Genomic DNA, 25,909 nt, shown 5'->3' with positions numbered 1-25,909 from the left:
AAAATGGCAACCGAGAAAATTAACATGCCACAACTCGGCGAAAGTGTTACAGAAGGCACAATCAGTTCCTGGTTGGTTGCAGTGGGAGATAAAGTCAATAAATACGATCCCATAGCAGAGGTTATGACGGATAAGGTTAATGCTGAAGTTCCGTCTTCGTTTACCGGTGTCATCAAGGAACTTGCAGCGAATGAAGGTGACACGCTTCAAGTCGGGGACCTTATGGGCTATATCGAGACAGAAGAAGGGTCTGACCCCGGCACGACCGATGCAGAGCCAGAAAAGGAAAAACAGCCTGCAGCTAACCAGGAACAAGAAGCATCAAGTGACACGTCAATGAAGAAACGCTATTCACCTGCCGTTATGCGGTTGGCACAAGAAAATGATATTGATTTGCAGCAAGTTGAAGGAACAGGAAAAGGCGGGCGTATCACCCGAAAAGATATTGAGAAACTGATCACTTCGGGTCAAAAGCCCGGACACGCAGCCGCTGAAAGTAAGAAAACTGTGCAGGAAAAAGCTAAAGAACCTGAAAAATCTTCAGAATCACAGCCGGCTGCAAAGGCGGGGGATATTGAAATTCCGGTTTCCGGTGTCAGAAAGGCTATTGCTCAAAATATGGTGAAATCGACAACTGAGATACCGCATGCTTGGATGGCAGTAGAAGCTGACGTTACAGATCTCGTCAGTTATCGTAATAAACTAAAAGATGAGTTTAAACAGAATGAAGGCTACAGCCTTACCTTTTTCGCTTTCTTTGTAAAAGCGGTGGCACAAGCCTTAAAAGAATTTCCACAACTAAACAGCACGTGGGCCGGGGATAAAATCATTCAGCATAAAGCGATTAATTTGTCCATCGCCGTTGCGAAAGATAACGAGCTGTTTGTGCCGGTTATTAAAAATGCAGATGAGAAAAGTATCAAGGGCATTGCAAGAGATATCAATGATCTGGCAGCGCGTGCCAGGGCCGGTAAACTGACATCAGAGGATATGCAAGGGGGGACATTTACTGTTAACAACACGGGTTCGTTCGGTTCAGTCCAGTCCATGGGTGTGATTAATCACCCGCAGGCTGCTATACTGCAAGTAGAATCAATTGTAAAGCGGCCGGTTATTATAAACGATATGTTCGCTGCCCGCGACATGGTTAATCTTTGTTTGTCCCTCGATCATCGTGTGCTTGACGGTTTAATAGTTGGACAATTCCTGGCGCGAGTTAAAGAAATAACAGAGAATATAAACGCAGAGACGACGAAGGTCTATTAAGTAATGTTGCTTAATACAGGTCATTGCAATCTGAGTTTGATTGATGGCAATGAAGTGAACAAGAATAACAGAGTTCATTTTACAGAAGTTTTCAAAATTGAAATCCGGTAATAAAATTGATAAGCTAATTGTAGGCAACATTAATTATTATTTAAAAGGGGATGGACACATAAATGGATTTTAACGTATTCATGAACGACGTGGTAAACGCTGCGCGTGAGGACGTAAGGGAAGCAGGCTATGAGGAACTGACAACGCCTGAATCAGTTGATGAGGCAATGAAGCGCGAAGGTTCCACCCTGGTTATGGTCAATTCGACGTGCGGCTGTGCCGGCGGCGTGGCTCGTCCAGCAGCGATGAACGCGATTCATTACGACAAGCGGCCTGATCATTTAGTCACAGTATTTGCTGGACAAGATCGGGATGCAACTGAAAAAGCACGGGAGTACTTTGAAGGTTATCCACCGTCTTCCCCTTCATTCGCATTTATGAAGGACGGTAAAATCGTTACAATGCTCGAACGCTCTGAGATTGAAGGCTACAGTGCAATGGATGTTGTCGGCAAGCTGCAAAAAGTTTTCGATGAACATTGTGAAGAGGTTTAAACATACTAAAAATATGGAATGAGGCTGTCTCAACATCAACGGGTCAGCCTTATTTTGTTCAATCCACATTTGATTAATCATCTAAGGAGAATCTCATGTGAAAATTGGTTCACGTACCATTAAGACAGCAATTGGCACACCGATTTCAGTTTCGATTGCACAGATGCTTGGATTAACGAATTTCGTTTCTGCAGGTATTTTAACCATCTTATGTATTCAGCCTTCTCGAAAACGGTCAGTATTAAGTGCCTGGCATCGATTCCTTGCATGCATTGTAGCAGCCTTATTTTCAATCGTGTTTTTCGGACTAATTGGCTACCATCCTGTAGTAATCGGCGCAATGCTCATTTGTTTTATACCTGTAACTGTTATGTTAAAAGTAACGCCTGGTATCGCCACCAGTTCTGTCATTATTTTAAATTTATTCAGCGCCCAAACGATTTCAGGTTCACTGTTAACCGAACAGTTTCTGCTCATTGTCATTGGGATTGGCACGGCGTTATTGCTGAATTTATACATGCCGTCTATGGAAAAGCAGCTTAAACAAAAACAAGATGAGCTTGAATACTATTTCCAAATTATATTGAACGAAATCGCTTTATACATACGTGACAAAAATGAAAATTGGTCGGGAAAAGAGCTCGGTATCTGTGAAGATATATTGCAAGAAGCTATGGATTTGGTATTATTAGATAAGGAAAATCATTTATTGCGAAGCGAGCATCCCTACCGAGATTATTTCGTAATGCGCAAGAAACAGTTGGAATTACTCGAAAAAATGCTTCCGTTAGTCAGCAGGCTGCCAAATAGAGACTCAATTTCACTGAAAATTGCTGACTTTTTTGAAAACCTTGGTGATGCTGTACATCCAGGCAATACAGCGAGTCTGTATCTAGATAAATTGGAAGATTTGCGGCGGAGATTTGATGCAGAAGATTTGCCGGAAACCCAGGAGGAATTTGAAACACGTGCTAATTTGTTTCGGTTGCTACATGAGATAGAGGATTATCTGCTGTTGAAGAAAAAGTTTAAAAAAAGTGATGTGAATGAGAAAAAAGTTAAACGAAAAAAAACCGGAGCAACTTAATCTCCAGTCTCTTTGCTCATATATTAGGTTCTTTCTTACTAAACAAGGTTTTATATAAACATCGACAATCCCATTGTCATTGTAGAGAGAATCATTGCCAGGATCATAATGTATATGATGACTTTTATTCTGCGTTCACGCTTAGACTTTTTTCTGGGTGCCGTCGATTTAGTTTGGTTTTTAGCCAATTTTATTCCTCCTTAAGTCCTTATCCTGCTAGTATTGTACCGTTAATTGCAGATTTGGACAAGTGCCGTCATTGAATAAAAATAGAAAATAATACAGGGGGTTTTGTTAATGAGCGATAACACATTTCAATCCAATAAAGGAAATTGGGAGGCTTCTGTCAATAAAACGTTGGATCGCTTTCCTGAACGCAAAGACCAGTTTACAACTACATCCGATATTGAAGTGAATCGGCTATATCACCCAGATGAAGATGAAACGTACGAAGAAAAGTTGGGATACCCGGGAGAATATCCGTATACCCGCGGGATTCAGCCGACTATGTATCGCAGCCGATTTTGGACGATGCGTCAATATGCAGGATTCGGATCAGCCAAGGAGACGAATGAACGCTTCCGTTATTTGCTTGACCAGGGGCAGACTGGGTTGTCAGTGGCATTTGACCTGCCGACCCAGATTGGATATGACTCTGATGATGTAATGGCCGAGGGAGAAGTCGGCAAAGTTGGCGTGGCAATTGATTCATTGCACGATATGGAATTATTGCTGGACCAAATTCCACTGGACAAAGTCAGTACATCGATGACGATTAATGCGCCTGCTTCTGTACTATTATGCATGTACCTTGCTGTTGGCGAAAAGCAGGGTGTGCCGCTGGAAAAACTCACAGGCACCATTCAAAATGATATACTAAAAGAGTATATCGCACGTGGTACATATATATTCCCACCAAAACCGTCTATGCGCTTAATTACGAATATATTTGAGTTCTGTCATGAGCAGGTTCCGAAATTTAACACAATCAGCATTTCAGGATACCATATCCGTGAAGCGGGTTCCACAGCGGTGCAGGAAGTGGCATTTACGCTTGCTGACGGGATGGCATATGTGGATGCCGCACTGGAAGCAGGACTTGATATTGACGCTTTTGCACCCAGGCTCGCCTTCTTTTTTAATGCACATAACAATTTTCTGGAAGAAGTCGCCAAATTCCGTGCTGCCCGGAGAATTTGGGCAAGAATTATGAAAGAACACTATCAGGCAAAAAATCCAAAGAGCTGGAAATTGCGTTTTCACACTCAGACAGGCGGGTCAACACTGACTGCCCAGCAGCCTGATAACAATGTTGTTCGTGTGACAATGCAAGCTCTTGCGGCTGTTCTCGGCGGTACACAAAGTCTTCATACGAATTCCCGTGATGAGGCATTATCACTGCCGACTGAAGAATCGGCACGCATCGCCCTCCGTACTCAGCAAATCATTGCTCATGAAAGTGGTGTTGCCGATACGGCAGATCCATTGGGCGGTTCCTATTATGTCGAGTCATTGACAGACCGCATAGAAGAAGAGGTGAATAAGTATCTCGATCAAATTAATGATATTGGCGGTGCGGTAAAAGCTGTAGAAGAGGGATATATGCAGCGGGAAATTCAGCGCACTGCTTACGAAACGCAAAAGAATATTGAAAATGATGAAGAAATTATCGTTGGCTTAAATGCGTTTAAATCAGAAGAAGAAATCGAACCGGATCTGTTAAAGGTCGATGAAACACTTGAGGCTGAACAAATCAATTCGGTTGAAAAAGCCCGTTCTGAACGGGATCAAGATGCGGTCGACAACGCACTTGTCACACTCCGAAAAAAAGCGCAGGACTCAAGTGCTAACCTGATACCGCATATTTTACATGCCGTTAAAGTTTATGCGACTGTTGGAGAAATCTGTAACGTACTGCGTGATGAATTCGGCGAGTACACAGGTGTATAAAACTGGAATCAGAACGACATGAATTAAAAATGATACTGAAGTCATTTTTCGGATATAAATGAGGGGGAGACATCATGGAACAAATACGAGTCCTTATTGCTAAACCCGGTCTTGATGGCCATGACCGGGGTGCTTTGGTTATCGCACAGGCCCTGCGTGACCATGGAATGGAAGTTATTTATACCGGGCTTCGGCAATCGCCGGTGCAAATTGTCCAAGCAGCTATACAGGAAGATGTGGACGTTATCGGGCTTTCATCACTTTCCGGTGCGCATAATACTTTATTTCCAAAAGTGATGGAGGAATTAAAAAACAAAAATGCAGCTGACATTCCCGTAGTAGGTGGCGGTGTCATACCTGCTGAAGATATTCCTTATCTATTAAAGGAAGGCGTCCGGAAAATTTTCACGAGCGGCTCTTCGACTGAGGCGCTTGCGTTGTATATAAAACAACTGATTCAACCTGAAGACCAAATTAAAGCGCCTGAAAAAATTGCACATATTGGAATAGCCGTCAAGGAAATCGACAATGCGCTGCCTTTCTATACTGATACACTCGGGCTCACTTTGGAAGGTGTTGAAACAGTTGAGTCAGAAGGTGTTAAAACAGCTTTTTTGAAGATCGGTGAGTCAAGAATTGAATTGCTTGAACCATTGAGAGACGATTCACCTATTCAGCAATTTTTAACTAAAAAAGGTGAAGGGATACACCATATTGCACTAGAGGCGGATAATCTCCAAGATCGTCTTAATACTATGAAAATGGAAGGCGTGCCTTTAATTAATGAAGAACCGAAAGCAGGTGCTCACGACAGCCAAGTTGCTTTTGTTCATCCGAAAGCTGCGAATGGTGTCTTGTTTGAATTGTGCCAGCATCCGGAGGGAAGTGAACAATAATGGATATTTTTGATAAAATAAATGAATTATATGATAAACGCAGACAAGTGGAATTGGGTGGCGGAGACGATCGAATTGATAAGCAGCATGCCAAGGGAAAGCTGACTGCACGTGAACGGATTGATTATTTGCTGGATGATGGCTCATTTGTTGAACTTAACCCATTTATTGAGCACCGGGAAACCGACTTTGGCATGGACAACAACCATGCCAATGGTGAAGGAGTTGTTACCGGTTATGGCAAAATAAACGGACAGGCTGTCTATTTATTTGCCCAGGATTTTACGGTTTTCGGCGGTGCTCTTGGTGAAATGCACGGAAAAAAGATTGCCAGTGCAATGGATCTTGCCGCTAAAACGGGGACACCGTTTATTGGTTTGAATGATTCTGGAGGGGCGAGAATTCAGGAGGGTGTTTCGTCACTTGATGGCTATGGACAAGTATTCTACCGAAATTCCATCTATTCAGGTGTCATTCCGCAAATTTCTGTCATTATGGGACCGAGTGCAGGCGGTGCGGTATACTCTCCGGCGATTACTGATTTTGTCATCATGGTTGAAAAAACGTCTCAAATGTTTATCACCGGCCCGAAAGTAATTGAAACCGTAACAGGGGAACAAATCTCCTCTGAGGCATTAGGTGGGGCGGACGTCCATAACGCTAAAAGCGGAAATGCACACATTAAAGCTTCAAGTGAAGAAGAAGCGCTTGATGCGGTGCGAGAACTGGTAGATTATTTACCGGCGAATAATCAAACAAAGCCGCGGTTGAAACAATTTGAATTAAATGATGAAACACGCCCTGATCTCACAGATATTGTGCCATATAATGCCACGCGCCCGTACGATGTTAAATCTGTGATTAAGCAAGTGGTCGATGAAGACAGTTTTTACGAAATACATAAAGACTTTGCGAAAAATATCGTCGTAGGTTTTGCACGAATAAATGGTGAAACAGTTGGATTTGTTTGTAATCAGCCCAAATACCTTGCGGGCGGTTTGGACATTGATTCAAGTGACAAAGCTTCCAGATTTATTCGGTTCTGTGATTCGTTTAATATACCGCTTATTACGTTTGAAGACGTTACCGGGTTTTTCCCTGGCGTAAAACAGGAACATGGCGGTATCATTCGTCATGGGGCAAAAATTCTTTATGCTTATTCCGAAGCAACCGTGCCAAAAATAACGGTAATTACACGCAAAGCATACGGCGGTGCGTACGTTGCACTCAACAGTAAATCGATTGGAGCAGATCTTGTTTATGCCTGGCCAAATGCAGAAATAGCTGTCATGGGACCTGATGGCGCTGCTAATATTATTTTCGCCAAAGAGATAGCTGAAAGCGAAAACCCTGAAGCAACACGACAGGAAAAAATCAGCACGTACAGGGAAAAGTTTGCCAACCCCTATGTAGCAGCCGGTCTGGGCATGATCGATGATGTGATTGACCCACGGGAAACACGCGTTAAACTTATTCAAGCGTTAGAAATGCTTTACAATAAAGAAGAAGAACGACCTAAGAAAAAACATGGCAATATACCGTTGTAATAAAGTGAATCTTCAATTAATGGGGGCTCACTGCCAGTTGCATGCGGGATAATTTCAGGAGGCATTATTTATGATTTCTATCAACAAGAGCAGACTGCTTGATGAATTTTTCGAACTTGTGCAGATTGATTCAGAAACAGGTTACGAAACAAAAATTGCGGAAACGCTGACAAATAAATTTAAACGTTTAGGATTGGATGTTATTGAAGATGATAGCAAAGAAGAAACGGGTCATGGTGCCGGTAATCTGATTTGTACATTAAAAGGAACGAAAGCCAATGCAGACACGATTTATTTTACTTCTCATATGGATACGGTCGTTCCAGGCAGCGGTGTGAAGCCAAAAGTCAAAGATGGCTATGTTGTCTCAGATGGGACCACAATCTTGGGCGCAGATGATAAAGCTGGAATTGCAGCCATAATAGAAACAATTCGTACGTTAAAAGAAAACGATATCGAACACGGTAACGTGCAATTTGTCATTACGGTTGGTGAGGAATCCGGATTAGTTGGTGCGAAATCTCTTGACAGTTCGCTTATCACAGCTAAGTATGGCTATGCTATCGACAGTAACGGTCCGGTCGGTGACATTATTGTTTCAGCACCTACTCAAGCCAAACTTTATGCGGTGATGAAAGGGAAAACGGCACACGCCGGGCTTGCGCCGGAAAAAGGCGTTTCAGCCATCACGCTTGCAGCTAAAGCAATCTCAAAAATGCCGCTGGGCCGAATTGACGATGAAACAACTGCTAACATCGGCCGATTTGAAGGTGGAAAGCAGACGAATATCGTTGCTGATCGTGTCAATATTTTGGCTGAAGCTCGCTCGCTTGACCCGGAAAAAATGGAAAAGCAAGCAACTGCTATGAAGGAAGCTTTTGTTAATACAGCAGAAGCTTATGGAGGCAGTGCTGAAGTAGACGTTGAAATTATGTATCCGGGTTTTAATCAAGAGCCAAATGATCAAGTCGTCGAAGTTGCACGTACTGCTGCCAAATCAATTGGCCGTGAAAGCAATCTGCAGAAAAGCGGAGGCGGCAGTGATGCGAATGTTATTTCAGGTAAGGGTATCCCAACAGTAAATCTCGCTGTGGGGTATGAAGAGATCCATACAACAAACGAGCGGATACCGGTGGAAGAATTGGAAAAAATAACTGAAATGGTGACTGCGATTATACAGGAAGTAGCCAATAAATAATAAATTACATAATTAAGCTGGACCAATAACCCTGGGAAAGACTGCTTTAGCGTTCTTTTCCCGGGATTTTTTGTATTTAAGCTGACTTCTTTATCTACATAGCGCCTTTACTAAAGTTACCTCATAGTTGTTATATGATACAATGGATTAAACACGTTTAAAGGAATGTCACTTGATGTCACAATGGTACCCAAAAAAGGGAAGAGTTATCTTTCACGTTGATATGAATTCCTTCTATGCCTCTGTTGAAACGGCTTATAATCCAAAATTGAAAGGTAAACCACTCGCGATTGCAGGGAATCCGGAAGAACGTAAAGGCATTGTTGTCACAAGCAGTTATGAAGCACGGGCAAAAGGGGTCAAGACAACAATGCAGTTGTGGGAGGCTCGTCGTTTATGCCCGGAATTAATCGTGATGCGCCCGAATTTTGATCGGTACCGCACAGCATCGAAAGAAATATTTCAGATGCTTGCGGAAATAACGTCGTATGTTCAGCCTGTGTCGATTGATGAAGGGTATATGGATGTAACCGGTACTGAAGAGCATGGAAGTCCGATTGAAATTGCTGAGAATCTTCAACAGAAAATCCACAGAAAATTGGATCTTCCATGCAGCATCGGTATCGCGCCCAACAAATTCTTAGCAAAAATGGCTTCAGATATGAAAAAGCCGATGGGTATTACAATCTTACGGAAAAGGGACATCAGTGATAAACTTTGGCCGATGCCAATTGAAGAGATGTATGGTGTCGGTGCGAAAACAGCGAATAAATTGCGCAAATTTAATATTAACACCATTGGAGATTTAGCGAACGCTGACAGTTATCAGTTAAAGCAGATACTTGGTATTAACGGAGAGCGATTGCGGAACAGAGCAAACGGAATCGATTCGCGTCCGGTGGATCCTGAAGCTGTTCATGAATTTAAAAGCATTGGCAGCTCCCAAACCTTGGCCGAAGATACAACTGATGATTCGGAAATCCGCACTCTGATGCATAAACTGGCTGAAAATGTTGAGCGTCGTATGAAACGTAAACAGGCAGCAGGACAAAGTATCCAGATTATGATCAGATATCATGACCGTAAAACAGTAACAAGAAGCAAAAAACTGCATCAATTCATTGAAAATAAGGATGATATTCTGTATTTTGCGAATGAATTATTTCAAAAACATTGGAATACAGAACCTATCAGATTACTGGGCATAACTGTCCAGGACGTTGATGAAAAGCAGAATATTGCCAATCAACTGGATTTATTTACGTATGAGAAAGAAGCAGAGAAAGAAAAATTGTACAAGACAATTGACGAACTTTCTCAAAAATTTGGCAAAAACCCTTTTAAACAACTTCACAACAATGATAAAAGTGAACAGCCGAGGACCAGCTTTCAAAAAGATTTTCTGGATGATTTCAAACAATAAGCGCCCTTTATAATTGAGGGGCGCTTATTTCTTTAAACGAATCCAGGCAGACACTTCATGTTTAAACAAATTTTTTTCAGGAAAAGGAATTGTAATAATTCGCAGCAAAGGAGTGTAGCAAGACATGAAAGCTGTTACTTTTCAAGGCAAAGAAGCTATGGAGATGAAACATGTTAAATATCCGGCTATACAGGAACAGAGTGATGTGATTGTACGCATCACTGCCAGCGGTATTTGTGGTTCAGATCTTCATTTATATAAGGGCGGTGTTGTGCCCGAAAAGGATTATGTTGTGGGACATGAGCCGATGGGTATTGTAGAAGAAGTTGGCTCGAATGTAGAAAAACTTAAAAAAGGGGATCGCATTGTCATACCTTTTAATATTGGATGCGGTGATTGCTTTTATTGTAAAAACCAGATGGAAAGCCAGTGTGATAATTCGAACCCGCATGGAGAGACTGGGGGATTGTTTGGATTTGCTGAACAAAATGGCAATCACCCTGGCGGTCAGGCCGAATATATGCGTGTCCCATATGCAGACTTCACCTCTTTTAAGGTTCCTGAGTCAAGCGAACTGGAAGATGAGCAGGTTGTTCTTTTGTCAGATGTTATTCCTACTTCCTATTGGAGCGTGGAAAATAGCGGTGTGAAAGAAGGCGACACGGTGATTGTTCTTGGCTGTGGTCCGATTGGATTGATGACCCAGAAATTTGCCTGGTTGAAAGGCGCCAGCCGGGTAATCGCAGTCGATCATGTGGATTACCGGCTTAATCACGCCAAGCAGACGAACAACGTTGAAATATATAGTTTCAAAGATAAAGAAGAAATTGGCCAATTAATGCATGAGGAAACTAAAGGAGGCGCCGATGTTGTCATTGATTGTGTAGGCATGGATGGGACGGTCCCGCCAAACACGCAGTTTGGTTCAGAAATGGATAATCAATTTGGCACAATCAGTCCGATTGCTATCGCTTCGCAGGCGGTACGAAAATTCGGAACCGTTCAATTAACAGGCGTTTATGGCAGTGAGGCAAACAATTTTCCTTTGGGTGATTTTTTCATGCGAAATATTTCACTTACAATGGGCCAAGCGCCGGTCATTCACCTTATGCCAAAACTTTATGAAATGATTGAGGCTAAAGAGTTTGACCCGAAAGATATTATTACCCATCGCATCAAACTTGAAGATGCCGAACGAGCGTATGATTTGTTTGATCGGAAAGAAGAAAATAGCATTAAATTTATTTTCAAGCCGTAAATTAATAATCGATCCGAACACGTATTAAGTACAGAATTCTCTCTCTGTAAACGAATAAGCGCTCCACCCAGTCAGGGGAGGGAGCGCTTGATTATTTCATCAGACGTTTAACAACGGCTTTTGCGATTTTCCTGCCGGGATACCTGAAGGGAATATCAAACTTCGTTGTCTGTTTTAGAATACTTTTTCGATGGGAGAAAGTATCAAAACTATATTTTCCGTGATAAGCCCCCATTCCGCTTTCGCCTGTACCTCCGAAAGGCAAATGTGGGTTGGCTAGATGATAAAGTGTATCGTTGACGCAGCCGCCGCCAAAAGCGATATTTGTCATCACGTGTTGTTGTTTTTCTTCATTTTCACCAAAATAATAAAGTGCCAGAGGTTTATCCTTTTGTTTAAGTTCTGAGATAACGTCATTTAGTGAATTAAACGTCATAATTGGTAAAATCGGCCCGAAAATCTCCTCCTGCATGAGTGCGTTTTCCCAGTCTATTTTATCCAGTATGGTTGGTTCAATAAGCAGCTTTTCGTCATCACTCTCACCGCCGTGAACCACTTCGCCTTCTGAGAGAAATGCATTCAATCTGTTAAAATGTTCCTTGCCTATAATCTGTACATAGTCCTGATTTTTAAGGGGAAATTTACCGAAAAATGATTTGATATGTTTTTTCATTGCTCTTAATAGCTTTAGTTTCACTTTCGCGTTAACGTACACATAATCCGGTGCAACACACGTTTGCCCGGCATTTGTAAATTTTCCCCAAACGATGCGCTTGGCAGCCAAATCAATTTTTGCATCTTTATCAATGATGGCGGGGCTCTTGCCGCCCAGCTCCAATGTGACATGTGTGAGGTGTCTGCTGGCTTGTTCCATCACAATTTTGCCGACTCGTGAACTGCCGGTAAAAAAGATGTAGTCCCATCGTTGCTCCAAAAGTTGCTGACTGATTTCTTTATCACCTTCCACCACAGTAAAGTAGTCAGCATCGAATGTTGATTGCACCATCTCTGAAAGAATCGCTGAGGTTGATTGTGTGAATTCAGAAGGTTTCACTACAACAGTATTGCCTGCTGCGATGGCGCCGATTGCTGGTGCAAGGGCCAGATGCAGCGGATAATTCCATGGTGCTATCACCAATGTGACCCCATAAGGTTCTGCATGAATGAAACTTTTGCTTCCTTTATGGGTGATGGGCGTTGAAACTTTTTCCGGTTTCATCCAATCCTTCAAATGTTTCAGCGCAAAATCAATTTCACTGTACAAAAACCCTATTTCAGTTGTAAATGCTTCATATTCCGATTTATTCAAGTCATTTTTTAAAGCATGATAAATTTCACCTTCGAATTTTTCCAGCATATCTCTAAGCGAGGCAAGCTGCTGTCTTCTAAAATCAAAATTTAATGTTTCACCTGAGAGAAACAACCGGCGTTGCCCATTAACGATTTCTTCAACTTCAGTCTTTCGCATGCACTAACCGCCTCCTAATTGAATGCAATGTTAAGCTGATGAAAGTCGTAAGCAAGTTCTGTATTTGGAAAGATCTCTCTTGCTTCCTCGGTCAATTCATAATCGGCTCCTTGTTGATAGCGTGAAGAAATATGCGTTAATACAAGTTTTCGGATATCGCTCTCAGCAGCGAGACGCGCTGCCTGTGTCGCTGTAGAATGATAATAGGCTCGGGCTAAATGCTTTTTTTCATCACCGAATGTGGCTTCGTGTACCAATACATCTGAACCTTTTACAAAGGATTGATAGTTTTCCGGTGATCGTGTGTCGCCAAGTATGGTCACAATCCGGCCTTTTTTTACAGGTCCAAGGTAGTCATCCCGGTGAATAATGCGGCCGTCATCAGTTTGAACGACGTCACTTTGCTTTATTTGCCGGTAAATTGGTCCTGGTTCAACTCCTGCATTTTTCAGTTTATCAACCAGAAGTTTACCAGGCTTATCTTTTTCTTTGATTTTAAAACCATAACTTGGCATGCCGTGTTCTAGCTTTTTACAGAAAACCGTGAATTGATCGTCCTCAAATAATTCGCCTTCTGTGAATTCAATAATGGACAGTTGATAGGTGAGCGTTGACCCGCTAACTGATAAACTGGTTTCAACAAATTCTTTAATGCCTTCAGGTCCATAAATCGTCAAAGGATCGGTTCCGCCTTGAAATGAACGGCTGCTTAGAAATCCCGGCAAGCCAAAAATATGATCACCATGCATATGGGTAATAAAGATTTTTGTGACTTTACGCGGTTTAATGTTTGTATGCAAAATTTGATGCTGTGTTGCTTCCCCGCAGTCAAACAGCCAAATACTGTTTTGTTTCTGAAGCAGTTTTAGTGCGATGCTTGAAACATTACGTTCTTTAGAAGGCACGCCTGAACCCGTACCAAGAAATAAGAGTTCCATTAGTTCCAGCCCCGTTCATACTGTTTTGGCGGCGTGATTGTTTCGTTTAACGCATCAGCGCACGCTTTTGGCCAATAAGGATTTCTGAGCAATGCACGGCCGATAAACACAAGGTCGGCACGGTCATTTTGTACGATTTCTTCAGCTTGAATCCCTGTTGTTATCAAACCAACGCCGCCTGTGGCGACAGCTGCCTCCCGCTTTATCATTTCACAGCGTTTCAGCTGGTAGCCCGGATATCGATTAATGGATGCCGGGACAACTCCACCCGAACTGCAGTCGATGAGATCAATTCCCTGTTGTTTCATGCGGCTGGTAAAATATAAAATGTCACTCAGGGTGCTGCCGTCCGGCGCGTATTCGTCAGTTGAGATACGTACGAAGATCGGGCCATTCCATTCGCTTTGCACAGCTTCAATCACTTCTGACAGAAAACGGTAACGGTTTTCAAGGCTGCCGCCATATTCATCGTTTCGTTTATTTGTAAGCGGTGAAAGGAATTGATTAATCAAATAGCCGTGTGCACCGTGTATCTCGATGATATCGAAATTAGCTTCTTTTGCCCGCCGTGCACCATTCTTAAAAGCTTCAATCGTTATATCGATATCTTTCAACGACATTTCTGACGGGGTTTTTGATGAATCATTGTACGCGATTGGTGAAGGAGCGTAAATCGTTGAGTCAAGACGGGCTTTCCGGCCAGCATGGGCAAGCTGGATGGCGGATTTGGCCCCATAACTGTGAATTTGTTCGTTCAATTGGTTTAAACCGTCGATGTGGCTGTCATCCCATATACCCAGATCTTCATGGGAGATCCGGCCTTCCGGGATAACCGCTGTTGCTTCAGTCATAATTAAGCCGGATTGACCGGCTGCCCGTGACACATAATGCGTCATATGGAACGGCGTGATTTTTCCATCTTGTTCTGTGCAGGAATACATACACATTGGTGACATGACTATACGGTTTTTTAGCTCGACATTGTTAAATTTAATCGGTGTAAAAAGTTTTGTCACAATTGTTCCTCCTGGATTATGTATTTGTGAACTTTTCGCGGTATTCAACAGCAACTTGTGGTACATCTGTGAATATGCCGTTGCATCCTGTACTGAAACAGCGACGTATTTGTTTTGGCTTATTTACTGTATATACACGCACAGCCATATCCCGTCGGTGGCAAGCGTCGACAATTTTCTGGCTTAGCCGCGCGTATTTAATATGCAGAGCATTCGCACCAGCCTGGTTAGCAGACCAGACAGGATTTTTGATGCGGCTGGATGTTAAAAGGGCTAATCCATCCGGCTGGTTCAGAGATTGTAACCTTCTTATACTGAGTGGATTAAACATTGACAGTGTAGTACGATGTAATAAGCGATATTGTGAAAGGCGCTCACAAACAATACTTTCTAAGTGACTATAATCTATTTTATTATTTTTCAGTTCAATATTTAAATATAATGGCTTATCGCGAATCCATTCCAGGAGCTCATCAAGTTGTAAAATTCGGCATCCGGCAAAGTGCGGTGAAAACCATGTGCCTGCGTCAAGTTTTTCTAATTGGCTGAACGTATAATCTTTTATGTAGCCGGTACCATTTGTCGTACGATTCACCCGTTCGTCGTGCATGAGCACGGGGACACGATCTTTCGTCAGATGAACGTCTGTTTCTATGCCGTCAGCGCCCTGCTGATATGCAAGTTTGAAAGCATCCATTGTATTTTCCGGTGCGTGCCTGCTGGCGCCGCGATGTGCAAAGATTTTTGGCTGCAAAAGACTCACCTCGGTTTGATCCCGCATGTAACTGGCAGTAAGTCCCCCGCTTCAAGATGATGAAGGATAAACACAAGAGGATAAGTGGGGGAACCAACTGCCAGTAAATGTCCGATTCGTTCGGGCCTGCATGATGCAGGCCTCGGGAGGCGTTACAACAGGATGTTGCGAACTTAGCCTTTGTTCCCCTTCAATCAATGGGGGATTTCTTTATCCCCCACTGATTGAAGTTTCACTTTATTGTGTTTGATTTTTTGAAATAAGTCAATTTATACGGGGAGGATTTCGATGAAAACATGGCAAACAAAAGAGCAGTTGATTGAATTATTGGTTTCACTTGTCAATCTTAAAAGCATCACCGGCAGCAATGAAGAAATTGTACAGGCAGAATACTTACAGCGCTTACTTTCACAACAGCCGTATTTTGAAGCGAATCCCAATCACTTAAAATTGCATCCATTAGAGGATGGACGCAGACTGTTAACAGCACTGGTAAAAGGAGAGGATACCTCAGAAACAGTGATTCTGCTGAGCCATTTTGATGTAGTCAGCATCGAGGATTTTGGCTCGTTGAAGAACTTAGCTTTTTATCCAAAAGAACTGACGGAACAAATGGCATACATAAAAGAACAACTCCCGGAAGATGTCCAAATGGATGTTGACAAGGGGGACTGGCTGTTCGGAAGAGGTGTAATGGATATGAAGGCAGGGATCACGTTGCACTTGTCCATGCTGGAAAAAGCGATGAAGGGTGAATTTAAGGGAAACCTTCTTATGCTCTCAGTCCCTGATGAGGAAATGAATTCAAAGGGAATGATGACAGCACTTCCTATTTTGGACCAACTCAAGCAGGACGAGGAGCTGACGTATAATGCCTGCTTAAACGGGGAACCGATATTCAGCAAGTATCCAGGTGATAGTCATTACTACAATTATACCGGGTCCATCGGGAAAGTGTTGCCGGGTTTTTATTGCTGCGGAAAGGAATCACACGTCGGTGAACCCTTTGCCGGTGTCAATCCGAATTTAATGACGAGTTTTTTATCACAGCAACTTGAACTAAATGAGATGTTCATTGAACGTTCTGGTGATGAGGTGACCCCGCCGCCTGTCAGTTTAATGCAGCGTGATTTGAAAGAAGAATATTCAGTGCAGACACCTCATGCAGCGATTGCGATGTACAATCTTTTATATTTAAACCAGACGCTTGAGGACATAAACGACAAATTGCTTAAGGGTGCTCAAAAGGCAGCCGAAAATATTGAAAGCTATTTGCAGCAAAAAGCAAATTTTTATGGGAGTGTATCAGAGGATTTTAAGATGCCTGACTTCCGGGTTAATATTATGATGTATGAAAACTTGTATAATGAGGCTGTCAAACGGAAGGGTAAAGAAGAGGTAAGACGCAGGCAAAACCTGCTTGCACATAAACGTGAGCAGGGCGACAGGGAGTTTTCGACAGTATTGGTTCAGGACCTTGCTGATATGTGTAAAGACCTGGCACCGATGATTGTTCTTTTTTACAGCCCACCTTTTTATCCGGCGGTTTCCTCTTTTGAGGACCCGTATGTGCAAAACGTAATGGAACATGTGAAAGCTTATACGCGGGCTAATTTTCAGATCGATTTAACAGTAGCTGAATTCTTCACCGGTCTTTCTGACTTAAGCTTTGTCGGCCCGGTTGCTTCTAAAAGCAATTTGCAGCAGCTGACAGCTAATTTACCGCTGCAAAATAATGGCTTTACGTTTCCGGAGCGTGTAATGGAGCGGCTGACAATGCCGGTGCTAAATATTGGTCCCTTAGGAAAAGATCCGCATCAATGGACTGAGCGACTTAATCTTACGTATAGTTTTGACTATTTGCCATCCATATTAACTGAGGCGATTCACCGGCTTTTTGAAAAAGAATAGCTGACTTTTTACTCAAAAAAGTATATAATGGCAGTCATAACTGAATTGCTATTCATTCTTGGAGGCCATTAAATTATGAAAGTATTGGACAAAACAATCAGTCAGCTCACCATACCAACCCCATTTGCAGTCGGCGATGTCCACGTGTATTTGCTTAAAGGTGATACATTGTCACTTATTGATGCCGGTGTTAAGACGAAAGAGGGGTGGGAAGCGCTGAAGATTCAATTAAATGAATTAGGCTACAGGCCAAATGATATTGAACAAATAATTTTGACGCACCATCATCCGGACCATACAGGGTTAATTGAGGGCTTCCCGCGGGCTGAGACAATTGCTGCACACGAAAATGTTGGCTTATGGCTGAGAAGGGACGCGGAATTTTTTGCCCGGTATGAACATTTCTTTGAAACATTTTTAAAGGCTTGCGGCGTACCGGCACAATTGATGCCAAGCACCACTGAACTGCAAGGCTCTATTAACTATACAGGAAAAGGCAATCTGACACATAAACTTGAAGAAGGGGACCCGCTGCCCGGGCATGCGGATTGGAAAGTTATTGAAACGAAAGGGCATGCCCAGACGCATTTATCCTTTCTCCGTTCAAGTGATGGGGCATTTATCGGCGGAGACCATTTACTTCAACATATTTCACCGAATCCGCTCTTGGAACCACCGATAAGAAATGAAGGCAGGCCGAAACCGATGCTGCAGTACCGTGCCAATCTGATCAAGTGCCGTTCGCTCGGGATTCAAACGGTTTATCCGGGCCATGGCGATATATTTTCAGATGTAGACAGAATTGTCCCGCTGCGTCTGAAGAGGCAGGAAGAACGGGCAAATAAAGTATATCGGCTCTTATTGACCCATCCTCAGACGCCATTTGAGCTTTGTAAGCAGGTATTCCCGAAACAATACGAACAACAATTAAGCTTGACGATGTCCGAGACAATCGGGCAGCTCGATTATCTTGAGAATGAAGGCCTTATCCGTAAAAAGCTCCAGGATGATATCTTTGTTTATGAAGCTGTAAAGTATTAAATAGGGAAATTGGAGACTGCTTCCGGTTTCTTTTTTGCATTTTGCACAAAAACCATAAACTGCGACAAGGTGCTTGTTGATTTCCGTTCCAGGCAGTCGCTTTCCGCGGGCAACGCTTCAGCCTCGGGCCAACACGATGTTGGTCACAAAGGCGTTGGCTATTGACGTGGCGTTCTTAGCCTTTGAACCTTAGCGCTTCCTGCGGGGTCTTCAGCCGTTGCTTCGACGAACACGATGTTCTAGTGTCAGCGTTGGTCACAGGACGTGACCGCTTTTAGCCGACGACCGCAGGAGTCGACTGCCTTCCCCTCCAATCAACATTCACACGCGATTTTTGTTAGTACCAAGCAAGTAGATTATAGAGCGCAACGCCAGCGTAGGAAATACACGCCGACTCCTGCGGGAGCAAAGGCATAGGTGAGACTCCGCTGGGCGATAGCCCGAGGAGGCTCACCAGCCGCCCGCGGAAAGCGGCGTGTATTTCCGAAGCGGTGGTATAGCACTAACTGAAATTAGAATGAGAATTTTCACTGTGTCGCAGTTTACATCTACCCCAAAACACTATGGGAATTGATCCTGCAGGCGGACTATGCCTGATGGCCGCCTATTTTGCTGCTGCGTTCAATTGTAATTCCCGCGTCTGTATAGCTGGAAGCCCGAAGTATGGCCGTTGATCCGTATTTATCACGAATGGCGTCCATAACATAACCAATATCTTTTTTCTGAGGACGATTATTAAAAAGATCCAGTTGTGTTTCACCATTCTCAAAAAGGTTGCCAAGCGTTACATAGACATGTCGGATATTACTGATACCATCGTAGAATTCATGGAATAATTGCATACAAACATCGTAGACATCCATCGTGATGTTGGTTGGCAGTGTAACGGATCGTGACCGGCTGAAACCGCCGCCTGACTCTTTTGCGTATGAAATGCCGAGGTGAATGGTCTTACCAGCCTTACCGGCACGCCTTGCCCGCCGGCACGCCTCTTCACATAAGTCAAGAATACAAATCGCAACCTCGTCGCCCGAATAATCCCGAAGCAATGAGATCCCATGCCCAAAGCCTTTCTGCTCTGTTTTGGTGAAATTGCCGTATACAGGACTTAAATCGATTCCCCACGAATGCCAGTACAGCTGTTCACCTATAATACCAAATCGTTTGGTCAATGATTTCATGGGGAATTTAGCGAGTTGTCCAAGTGTTACAATTCCCATCCGGTTTAAATTGCGCTCCATTCGGCGGCCGATTCCCCAAATCTCCTGAACCTGGAAGGGCCACAATTTTTCGGCAACACCTTCGTACGTACATTCAGCGATGCCGTATTTTTTAGCATGAAGGTCCATGACGACTTTAGCCAGAAATTTATTATCACCTATCCCGATGGCACATGTGATACCGAAATTTTCCTGAATGTCCTGCCTGATGGCTTCTGCTACTTGCCGCCGATTGCCAAATAATCTTTCCAGTCCATTCACTGTTACCCATACTTCATCAACTGAATACTGATGGATTGCTTCTTTCGGGACATATTGATTAATCAATTTTGTAATTTCCGTCGATACTTCTAAATAATCTGCCATATGTGCCGGGGCAATTACAATATCAGGATCGGCAGGCAATTCGAAAAAACGGCTGACATTGCTTATTCCGTGTTTTTTCTTCAGCGCAGGGGAGGCAGCCAGGACGATGCTCCCCGGTCTGTTGACATCTCCTACGACGGCCAGTTGCACAGTCATCGGATCAAGCCCGCGTTTGACGGCTTCTACACTTGCGTAAAAAGAACGCATATCGATACATAACACATCGTTTCGCGGATAACTGGAATAATCCATCAATACCACCCCTTATAACAGGAACGTTTGTTCTTATATTATATGGGTGTAATAAATTAATATCAATGGGATTTTATGGAACAACGGTCTTCTTTCTATCTTTGGGCGGCAGGCAGAAAGCAAAAGCGGCAAAGAAAAAAATATTTTCAGGTGCCGCTTTCACAGTGGTTAGCGGTGATTGGTATACTGAATTGCTTTAGTTAATTTTTGTATGTTGCGGTACGTCTCATCAGACAAGGGGGAAGGTCTGTAAAGCGTGTTCTCATCCACCTGGCCGGAAGAACTTGCACCGAAAACAGCGCTCGCGACAGCAGGATGTGTTAAGACATAGCTTAAAGCGAGTGTGTTCATCGATTCTTTAGTATTAATTTTTTCAAGATCTTGCTGAATCGTTCTCAGTTCATCATATGAATAATCGAGAATACCTTCACGCCCCTTTTTCTCGACTTGCTCACGTGCCCGGCTGCTCAGCATACCTTTCGCCAATGGACCGCGTGCAAGAACGCTTATGCGATTTTCATAAAGGAGGTCCAAAATTTCTTCTTCAGGTCTCCGATCAAGTATGTTGTACTGCATCATAACTGCCTCAATATTTGAACGCTTCACATACTCACGGATGACATTCGGGCGAATTGATGAAATACCGTAAGCCCGGATGAGACCTTCTTTTTTCAGACCTTCAAACGCATCAATCGTTTCCCCGATTGGGTCATCGATTGTACCGCCATGCAGCATATAAAAGTCAATATAATCTGTTCCGAGACGGCGCAGACTGTCTTTAACGCCTTGTTCTATATGTTCTTTGGAAGGATCCCAAAACCAGTCTCCTTTAGCTTTATCAAAATTATTTCCTACTTTGGTTGTTAAAATGATTTGATTTCTTTTATTTTTAATGGCATTTCCGACTACTTCTTCATTTTCTCCAAAGTTATAAAGATCCGCTGTATCAAGATGGTTGACACCGGCATCGAGAGCCCGGTCGATAATATTGCTTGCTTTTTGGCTGTCGGTACCCAGCGACATACAGCCAAGCGTCAATTCAGATACATATAAATCCGATTGCCCGAGCTGATTTTTTTTCATACGATCGCCTCCATATTAAATGTTCTTTGTCTATTGTAGAAAATAAATTGTAGCAAGTACAACGATTAAGATATGATAGTATTAACCACAAGCGAGAAAAGGAGGTTAAATAGTATGAAAAAATTTGAAGAAAAAACAACCCATACGGAAAAAATATATGATGGAAACGTCGTTAAACTGCAAGTTGATGATGTGACACTGCCTGACGGGAATACGTCTAAACGTGAGCTTATTAAACATTCAGGAGCAGTAGGTATCATTCCGGTTACAAAAGATAATAAAATTGTGTTTGTGGAACAATACAGAAAGCCGCTGGAAAAATCTTTAGTCGAGATACCTGCCGGGAAATTGGAAAAAGAGGAAGAACCGGTGGTGACTGCACGGCGTGAGCTGGAAGAGGAAACAGGGTATACTGTAACAGAACCTATGGAATTTATAACCTCTTTTTATACATCACCCGGGTTTGCTGATGAGATTATGTACCTGTATCTGGCTGAAAATCTGGAACCGATGGAAAACCCGGCAGCAGGTGATGAAGATGAATTTATCGAGTTAATCGAATTAACCCTGGAAGAAGCAAAACAATATGCGCAAGAGTTAAGGATCCATGATGCAAAAACGAACTATGCCATACTCTATTTGGAAATGCTCGAAAGGATGTAACGGATGCTGGAATCATTTTTTGCCGATATGCACATTCACATTGGCCGGGATATGTATCAGAACCCCGTTAAAATCACCGGAGCTAAAACGTTAACATTGACAAATGTTTTAAAGGAAGCAAGCCGTAACAAGGGCATCCATATGGCTGGGGTGATCGACAGCCATGCACCTGCAGTCCTGGAAGAAATTAAAGAGCTCATGAATGCCCGTTATGCTTATGAACTGGAAAACGGCGGGATTCGGTTTGAGAATGTCACGTTGATACTTGGTTCAGAAATCGAAGTTTACGATGAAAATTGCCGGGGTCCAATTCACGTTCTCTGTTATTTGCCAACGATGGAGAAAATGAAAAAATTCTCGGAATGGCTGTCAGCAAAGATGAAGAACATTACCTTAAGTTCGCAGCGTTATTATGGATCGGCTAAAGAATTACAGTATAAGGTGAAAGAACTTTCAGGCATTTTTATACCGGCCCATGTCTTTACACCATTCAAAAGCATGTATGGAAAAGGGGTTCAGCATTCATTAAAGGAAGTATTTGACCCGGACCTTATCGATGGGATTGAACTTGGACTCAGCTCGGATACATCGATGGCTGACCAGATAAAAGAACTTCACGATTTTACATTTTTATCTAACTCTGATGCGCATTCGCTTCCTAAAATTGCCAGAGAATATCAAGAACTTCTTATGGAAGAACCTTCATTTGTCGAATTCAACTGGGCGTTGCACCATGTAGAGAACCGCGTTGTAAACAAGAACTTTGGCATGAATCCTCATCTGGGAAAATATTACACAACCGTTTGCAGCCAATGTTTGGAGCCGCTGTCAGCTGATCGTTTTACGTGTCAAAAGTGTGGCTCATCAAAAATTGTTAAAGGCGTTTCTGACCGGATTCACGAATTGAGAAACAGTGGTGATGTAAAAGTGGACAGACCTCCATATTTGTACCAGGTGCCACTGGAATATTTACCGAAACTTGGCCCTAAAACGTTTGCAAAATTGCTGGAATATTTTAAGACGGAGATGAATGTTATTCATTACGCATCTTTTGATGACCTGGAAAAAGTTATACCTGAAAAACTAGCAGCTTCTATTATAGCTATGAGAGAAGGAAAGTTATCAATTAAAGCTGGTGGTGGCGGTAAATATGGACGTGTCACGTTATCCTGATTATAAATATTTAAAATAAATTGGTATGTTCACACGGAATTCTTCATAGTTTCTATTAGAGGCTATACCAGTACTCGGCGACTAAAACGAGACGAGTTGATGGAGGATTCCAATGTACACAAAACGGACACTATTAATCGATCATGTGCGAGAGCATGCAACCATCTATATTTTTATGACAATCCTGTTTTTAACCGGTGTTATCTTTGGGGCAGTGATCGTTAACAGCATGAATTTTGTCCAAAAAGAAGATCTGTTTTTTTACCTTGAACGGTTTTTCCGAGGAATTGCTGACGAAGAACAAATTAACAATAATGAAGTGTTAAGGACAAGCTTTTTATATCATGTGAAATATTTGTTTATGCTGTTTGTATTAGGGTTGTCCGTAGTAGGGCTCCCGGTCGTTTGGATATTACTGTTTTTAAAAGGTTTGGTTGTCGGTTTTTCCGTTGGGTTTATTGTTAACCAGATTGGTATTAATGGTCTGTTTCTTGCATCTCTTTCAATCGCACCGCAGAATTTACTGATCATCCCGATTTATATTATTGCTGGAAGTCTGGCCATGCTTTTTTCCCTGACATTATTGAGAAAACTTTTTTCGCGACGAATCTCCCAGCCTGTTCTTAAGTCTTTAGGAAGATATGCGTCGGTGTTTGCTTCCTTAATAATATTTTCTCTGGCTGCAGCAGCTCTGGAAGCATATGTGGCAAACGAAGCAATGGAAATGTTAATAAAATCCCTTTATAATGAGTGATAAATATTATATAATTATAATTATTGTAAATAACAAATTATAATTATTATATTTTGACACGTTATCTCTCTGCGCATATAATGAAGTTGGGGATGAGAGGGAGGAGAGCTGCCATGGAGCACCGCATTGAACAGATTAAAAAACAATTGCACGCACAAAGTTATAAGCTTACTCCGCAACGGGAAGCCACGGTCAGGGTTTTGCTGGAACGCGAAGAAGATCATTTAAGTGCTGAAGATGTTTATTTGCTGGTAAAAGAAAAAGCACCTGAAATTGGCTTGGCAACCGTTTATCGCACACTGGAATTATTATCCGAATTGAAAATCGTTGATAAAATTAATTTTGGTGATGGTGTTTCACGTTACGATCTTCGTAAAGAGGGAGCAGAACATTTTCATCATCATCTTGTTTGTACTGAATGTGGATCTGTTGAAGAAATTGTCGAGGACCTTCTTGGAGATGTAGAAAAGGTTATTGAGAAAAATTGGAGTTTCCAGGTAAAAGACCACCGTTTAACTTTCCATGGGGTTTGCAAGGAATGCCAGGAAGTTATGATAAAATCAACAAGTTAATAAACACCACAAATGATACATACCTTTTTCTTTTGGAAAAAGGTTTTTTATTTGCTGGATCGGCTGTAAATAAAAGCTTTGGATATTCTAATTTACATTTGGTCTTAAATGGGTTATTTTGGTGATAGTTGACCCGTTTATGGCTGTTTATCGTTACGATGTATATTATCACCTTTTTTTAGCATATCTTTATTGTAATAAGTGTTTACTTCGGTTTGGACAGACTTTATAAGGATATGAAAAAAGAGGTGACAGAACAACATGAAACAGATGGTATGGGATACAGCTAAAGTGTTTATTATTTTCATAGCGTGCACAAGTCTATTCTATATCGGTTTAAGATACATGCATAGCGAATATGAACAATTCCACCGGTATGACCCGCCTGAAGGACCGTCTGTGAAAGTTTTTGATGATGAGGATGAAAATGACCGTTTTATAGACCGGCTGAACTTATTTCTTCGACTAGGAGAGTAATACTTATGCTCAAACCAGCTTTTGAGGATTTTTTCCATTATCTATTAGTGGAACGGGGAGTATCTGATAACACATTAAAATCTTATCAGCGGGATTTACAAAATTATATGCAATACGTTGAAAAAGTAAGCCGGAAAACAGATTGGAATGAAGCAGGCAGAACAGACATTATGGGCTACCTCCATAAATTAAAGGAAGATGGCAAATCCTCTGCGACGATTGCACGGACGATTTCTTCGATACGGGGGTTTCACCATTTTTTGGTACGAGAACAACTTGTGGACCATGACGCAAGTATACATATCGAGACGCCTAAAAAAGAACGAAAATTGCCTGCTGCATTGTCATCACAGGATGTGGAAACTTTATTGTCAATTAACAGCGGAACGCCTTTGAAAATTCGCAACAAAGCGATGCTGGAATTAATGTATGCGACAGGATTGCGTGTAACGGAATTAGTTTCATTGAGAGTGAGTGATCTTCATTTGACAATGGGGTTTGTACGTTGCATGGGCAAAGGTTCGAGAGAAAGGATAGTCCCCCTTGGTGATGTGGCAAAAAAAGCTGTCGATGATTATTTACAAAAAGCACGGGGGCAGCTTACAAAACGAGGCGAGGACCAAAACGCTTTATTTGTTAATCAGCATGGACGTCCCTTGTCCCGGCAAGGCTTCTGGAAAATATTAAAAGGGATCGCACGCGAGGCCGGCATCAACAAACAGATTACACCACACACGTTAAGACATTCGTTTGCCACCCATTTATTGGAAAATGGCGCAGATTTAAGATCTGTGCAGGAAATGCTGGGTCATGCGGACATATCAACTACTCAAATTTACACACATATTACCAAAACACGGTTAAAAGATATCTATCAATCTTACCATCCGCGGGCTTAGTTTGCTATAGTCAGAGTGGTAATCAGAAGTTTTTTAGGAAGACATGTCAGACATCCAACAACTATAATCATGAGATGACATAATCTCGAGTC

At 42.4% G+C, this 25,909-nt stretch carries 24 protein-coding genes; 17 read left to right on the top strand and 7 right to left on the bottom strand.

From position 1 onward, the window contains the following. The first annotated feature begins 3 nt into the window (after positions 1–3). The 3 genes from BMZ22_RS02565 (at position 4) to BMZ22_RS02555 (ending at position 2,958) form a co-directional block, all read left to right on the top strand. Positions 4–1,266: a dihydrolipoamide acetyltransferase family protein gene (locus tag BMZ22_RS02565; protein ID WP_090080810.1), complete on the top strand. Its 1,263-nt coding sequence runs from the start codon at positions 4–6 to the stop codon at positions 1,264–1,266. Between the two features lie 173 nt (positions 1,267–1,439). Next, entirely contained in the window at positions 1,440–1,871 is a 432-nt protein-coding gene (locus BMZ22_RS02560) for a BrxA/BrxB family bacilliredoxin (protein ID WP_090080805.1), read from the top strand. Positions 1,872–1,968: 97 nt separating this feature from the next. Next, positions 1,969–2,958, top strand: coding sequence for an aromatic acid exporter family protein (locus BMZ22_RS02555; protein ID WP_090080802.1), 990 nt, complete (start codon positions 1,969–1,971; stop codon positions 2,956–2,958). Between the two features lie 50 nt (positions 2,959–3,008). Here the strand turns inward: BMZ22_RS02555 and prli42 are convergent, their stop codons facing one another. Next, positions 3,009–3,146: a stressosome-associated protein Prli42 gene (prli42, locus tag BMZ22_RS17345; RefSeq protein ID WP_177183335.1), complete on the bottom strand. Its 138-nt coding sequence runs from the start codon at positions 3,144–3,146 to the stop codon at positions 3,009–3,011. Positions 3,147–3,255: 109 nt separating this feature from the next. On the opposite strand from prli42, the gene BMZ22_RS02550 reads away from it, so the two are divergent. The 6 genes from BMZ22_RS02550 (at position 3,256) to BMZ22_RS02525 (ending at position 11,230) form a co-directional block, all read left to right on the top strand. Further along, positions 3,256–4,908, top strand: a complete 1,653-nt coding sequence (locus tag BMZ22_RS02550; protein ID WP_090080797.1) for an acyl-CoA mutase large subunit family protein — start codon at positions 3,256–3,258, stop codon at positions 4,906–4,908. Positions 4,909–4,982: 74 nt separating this feature from the next. After that, positions 4,983–5,804 (top strand): methylmalonyl-CoA epimerase, encoded by an 822-nt coding sequence (gene mce, locus BMZ22_RS02545; RefSeq protein ID WP_090080793.1) that lies wholly within the window; start codon positions 4,983–4,985, stop codon positions 5,802–5,804. After that, positions 5,804–7,351, top strand: a complete 1,548-nt coding sequence (locus BMZ22_RS02540; protein ID WP_090080788.1) for an acyl-CoA carboxylase subunit beta — start codon at positions 5,804–5,806, stop codon at positions 7,349–7,351. Before mce ends, BMZ22_RS02540 begins: the two co-directional genes overlap by 1 nt. 70 nt (positions 7,352–7,421) lie before the next feature. After that, a complete protein-coding gene (locus BMZ22_RS02535) occupies positions 7,422–8,549 on the top strand; it encodes a M20/M25/M40 family metallo-hydrolase (RefSeq protein ID WP_090080785.1) in 1,128 nt (375 codons plus the stop codon). A gap of 175 nt (positions 8,550–8,724) precedes the next feature. Further along, positions 8,725–9,972, top strand: a complete 1,248-nt coding sequence (locus BMZ22_RS02530) for a DNA polymerase IV (protein ID WP_090080781.1) — start codon at positions 8,725–8,727, stop codon at positions 9,970–9,972. A 124-nt stretch (positions 9,973–10,096) separates the two neighbouring features. Further along, the gene (locus BMZ22_RS02525) at positions 10,097–11,230 is read left to right on the top strand and encodes an alcohol dehydrogenase catalytic domain-containing protein (RefSeq protein ID WP_090080776.1); all 1,134 of its coding nucleotides are present in this window, start codon (positions 10,097–10,099) and stop codon (positions 11,228–11,230) included. A 91-nt stretch (positions 11,231–11,321) separates the two neighbouring features. Here the strand turns inward: BMZ22_RS02525 and BMZ22_RS02520 are convergent, their stop codons facing one another. Genes BMZ22_RS02520 through BMZ22_RS02505 form a run of 4 tightly spaced genes read right to left on the bottom strand, consistent with a single transcriptional unit; the run spans position 11,322 to position 15,433 of the window. Then, a complete protein-coding gene (locus BMZ22_RS02520) occupies positions 11,322–12,698 on the bottom strand; it encodes an aldehyde dehydrogenase (RefSeq protein WP_090080773.1) in 1,377 nt (458 codons plus the stop codon). A gap of 14 nt (positions 12,699–12,712) precedes the next feature. Further along, a complete protein-coding gene (rnz, locus tag BMZ22_RS02515) occupies positions 12,713–13,636 on the bottom strand; it encodes a ribonuclease Z (protein ID WP_090080769.1) in 924 nt (307 codons plus the stop codon). Beyond that, a complete protein-coding gene (gene namA, locus BMZ22_RS02510; RefSeq protein ID WP_245745174.1) occupies positions 13,636–14,652 on the bottom strand; it encodes an NADPH dehydrogenase NamA in 1,017 nt (338 codons plus the stop codon). Before namA ends, rnz begins: the two co-directional genes overlap by 1 nt. Positions 14,653–14,668: 16 nt before the next feature. Continuing rightward, positions 14,669–15,433, bottom strand: a complete 765-nt coding sequence (locus BMZ22_RS02505) for a glycerophosphodiester phosphodiesterase (protein ID WP_245745168.1) — start codon at positions 15,431–15,433, stop codon at positions 14,669–14,671. A 261-nt stretch (positions 15,434–15,694) separates the two neighbouring features. Between BMZ22_RS02505 and BMZ22_RS02500 the strand changes: the two genes are divergently transcribed. Continuing rightward, a complete protein-coding gene (locus BMZ22_RS02500) occupies positions 15,695–17,317 on the top strand; it encodes a M20/M25/M40 family metallo-hydrolase (protein ID WP_090080762.1) in 1,623 nt (540 codons plus the stop codon). 75 nt (positions 17,318–17,392) lie between these two features. Next, on the top strand, positions 17,393–18,358 hold the full coding sequence (locus tag BMZ22_RS02495; protein WP_090080757.1) for an MBL fold metallo-hydrolase: 966 nt from the start codon (positions 17,393–17,395) through the stop codon (positions 18,356–18,358). Positions 18,359–18,945: 587 nt separating this feature from the next. Here BMZ22_RS02495 and BMZ22_RS02490 read toward each other — a convergent pair. Next, positions 18,946–20,196, bottom strand: coding sequence for a Y-family DNA polymerase (locus BMZ22_RS02490; protein ID WP_090080754.1), 1,251 nt, complete (start codon positions 20,194–20,196; stop codon positions 18,946–18,948). A gap of 168 nt (positions 20,197–20,364) precedes the next feature. Continuing rightward, positions 20,365–21,279 carry an aldo/keto reductase gene (locus tag BMZ22_RS02485; protein WP_090080751.1) on the bottom strand — a complete coding sequence of 305 codons (915 nt, stop codon included), beginning with the start codon at positions 21,277–21,279 and terminating at the stop codon, positions 20,365–20,367. A 114-nt stretch (positions 21,280–21,393) separates the two neighbouring features. Here BMZ22_RS02485 and BMZ22_RS02480 point away from each other — a divergent pair, with 114 nt between their 5' ends. From BMZ22_RS02480 to xerD, 6 genes are all read left to right on the top strand, one after another. Next, positions 21,394–21,942, top strand: a complete 549-nt coding sequence (locus BMZ22_RS02480; protein ID WP_090080748.1) for an NUDIX hydrolase — start codon at positions 21,394–21,396, stop codon at positions 21,940–21,942. A gap of 3 nt (positions 21,943–21,945) precedes the next feature. Continuing rightward, positions 21,946–23,115, top strand: a complete 1,170-nt coding sequence (locus BMZ22_RS02475; RefSeq protein WP_177183334.1) for an endonuclease Q family protein — start codon at positions 21,946–21,948, stop codon at positions 23,113–23,115. Positions 23,116–23,227: 112 nt separating this feature from the next. Next, complete coding sequence (spoIIM, locus tag BMZ22_RS02470) at positions 23,228–23,869, top strand: stage II sporulation protein M (RefSeq protein WP_090080743.1); 642 nt, start codon at positions 23,228–23,230, stop codon at positions 23,867–23,869. Between the two features lie 113 nt (positions 23,870–23,982). Further along, on the top strand, positions 23,983–24,441 hold the full coding sequence (gene fur, locus BMZ22_RS02465; RefSeq protein WP_090080739.1) for a ferric iron uptake transcriptional regulator: 459 nt from the start codon (positions 23,983–23,985) through the stop codon (positions 24,439–24,441). A 261-nt stretch (positions 24,442–24,702) separates the two neighbouring features. After that, positions 24,703–24,918: a DUF4227 family protein gene (locus BMZ22_RS02460; RefSeq protein WP_090080736.1), complete on the top strand. Its 216-nt coding sequence runs from the start codon at positions 24,703–24,705 to the stop codon at positions 24,916–24,918. 5 nt (positions 24,919–24,923) lie between these two features. Next, positions 24,924–25,817 (top strand): site-specific tyrosine recombinase XerD, encoded by an 894-nt coding sequence (gene xerD, locus BMZ22_RS02455; RefSeq protein WP_090080732.1) that lies wholly within the window; start codon positions 24,924–24,926, stop codon positions 25,815–25,817. Positions 25,818–25,909 lie beyond the last annotated feature (92 nt).

It is taken from the genome of Lentibacillus persicus (assembly GCF_900112705.1).
In the GTDB taxonomy this organism is placed as follows: Bacteria; Bacillota; Bacilli; order Bacillales; family Amphibacillaceae; genus Lentibacillus; species Lentibacillus persicus.
The sequence above is the reverse complement of the archived record's forward strand: the minus strand, read 5'-3'. Positions and strand labels throughout refer to the sequence as shown.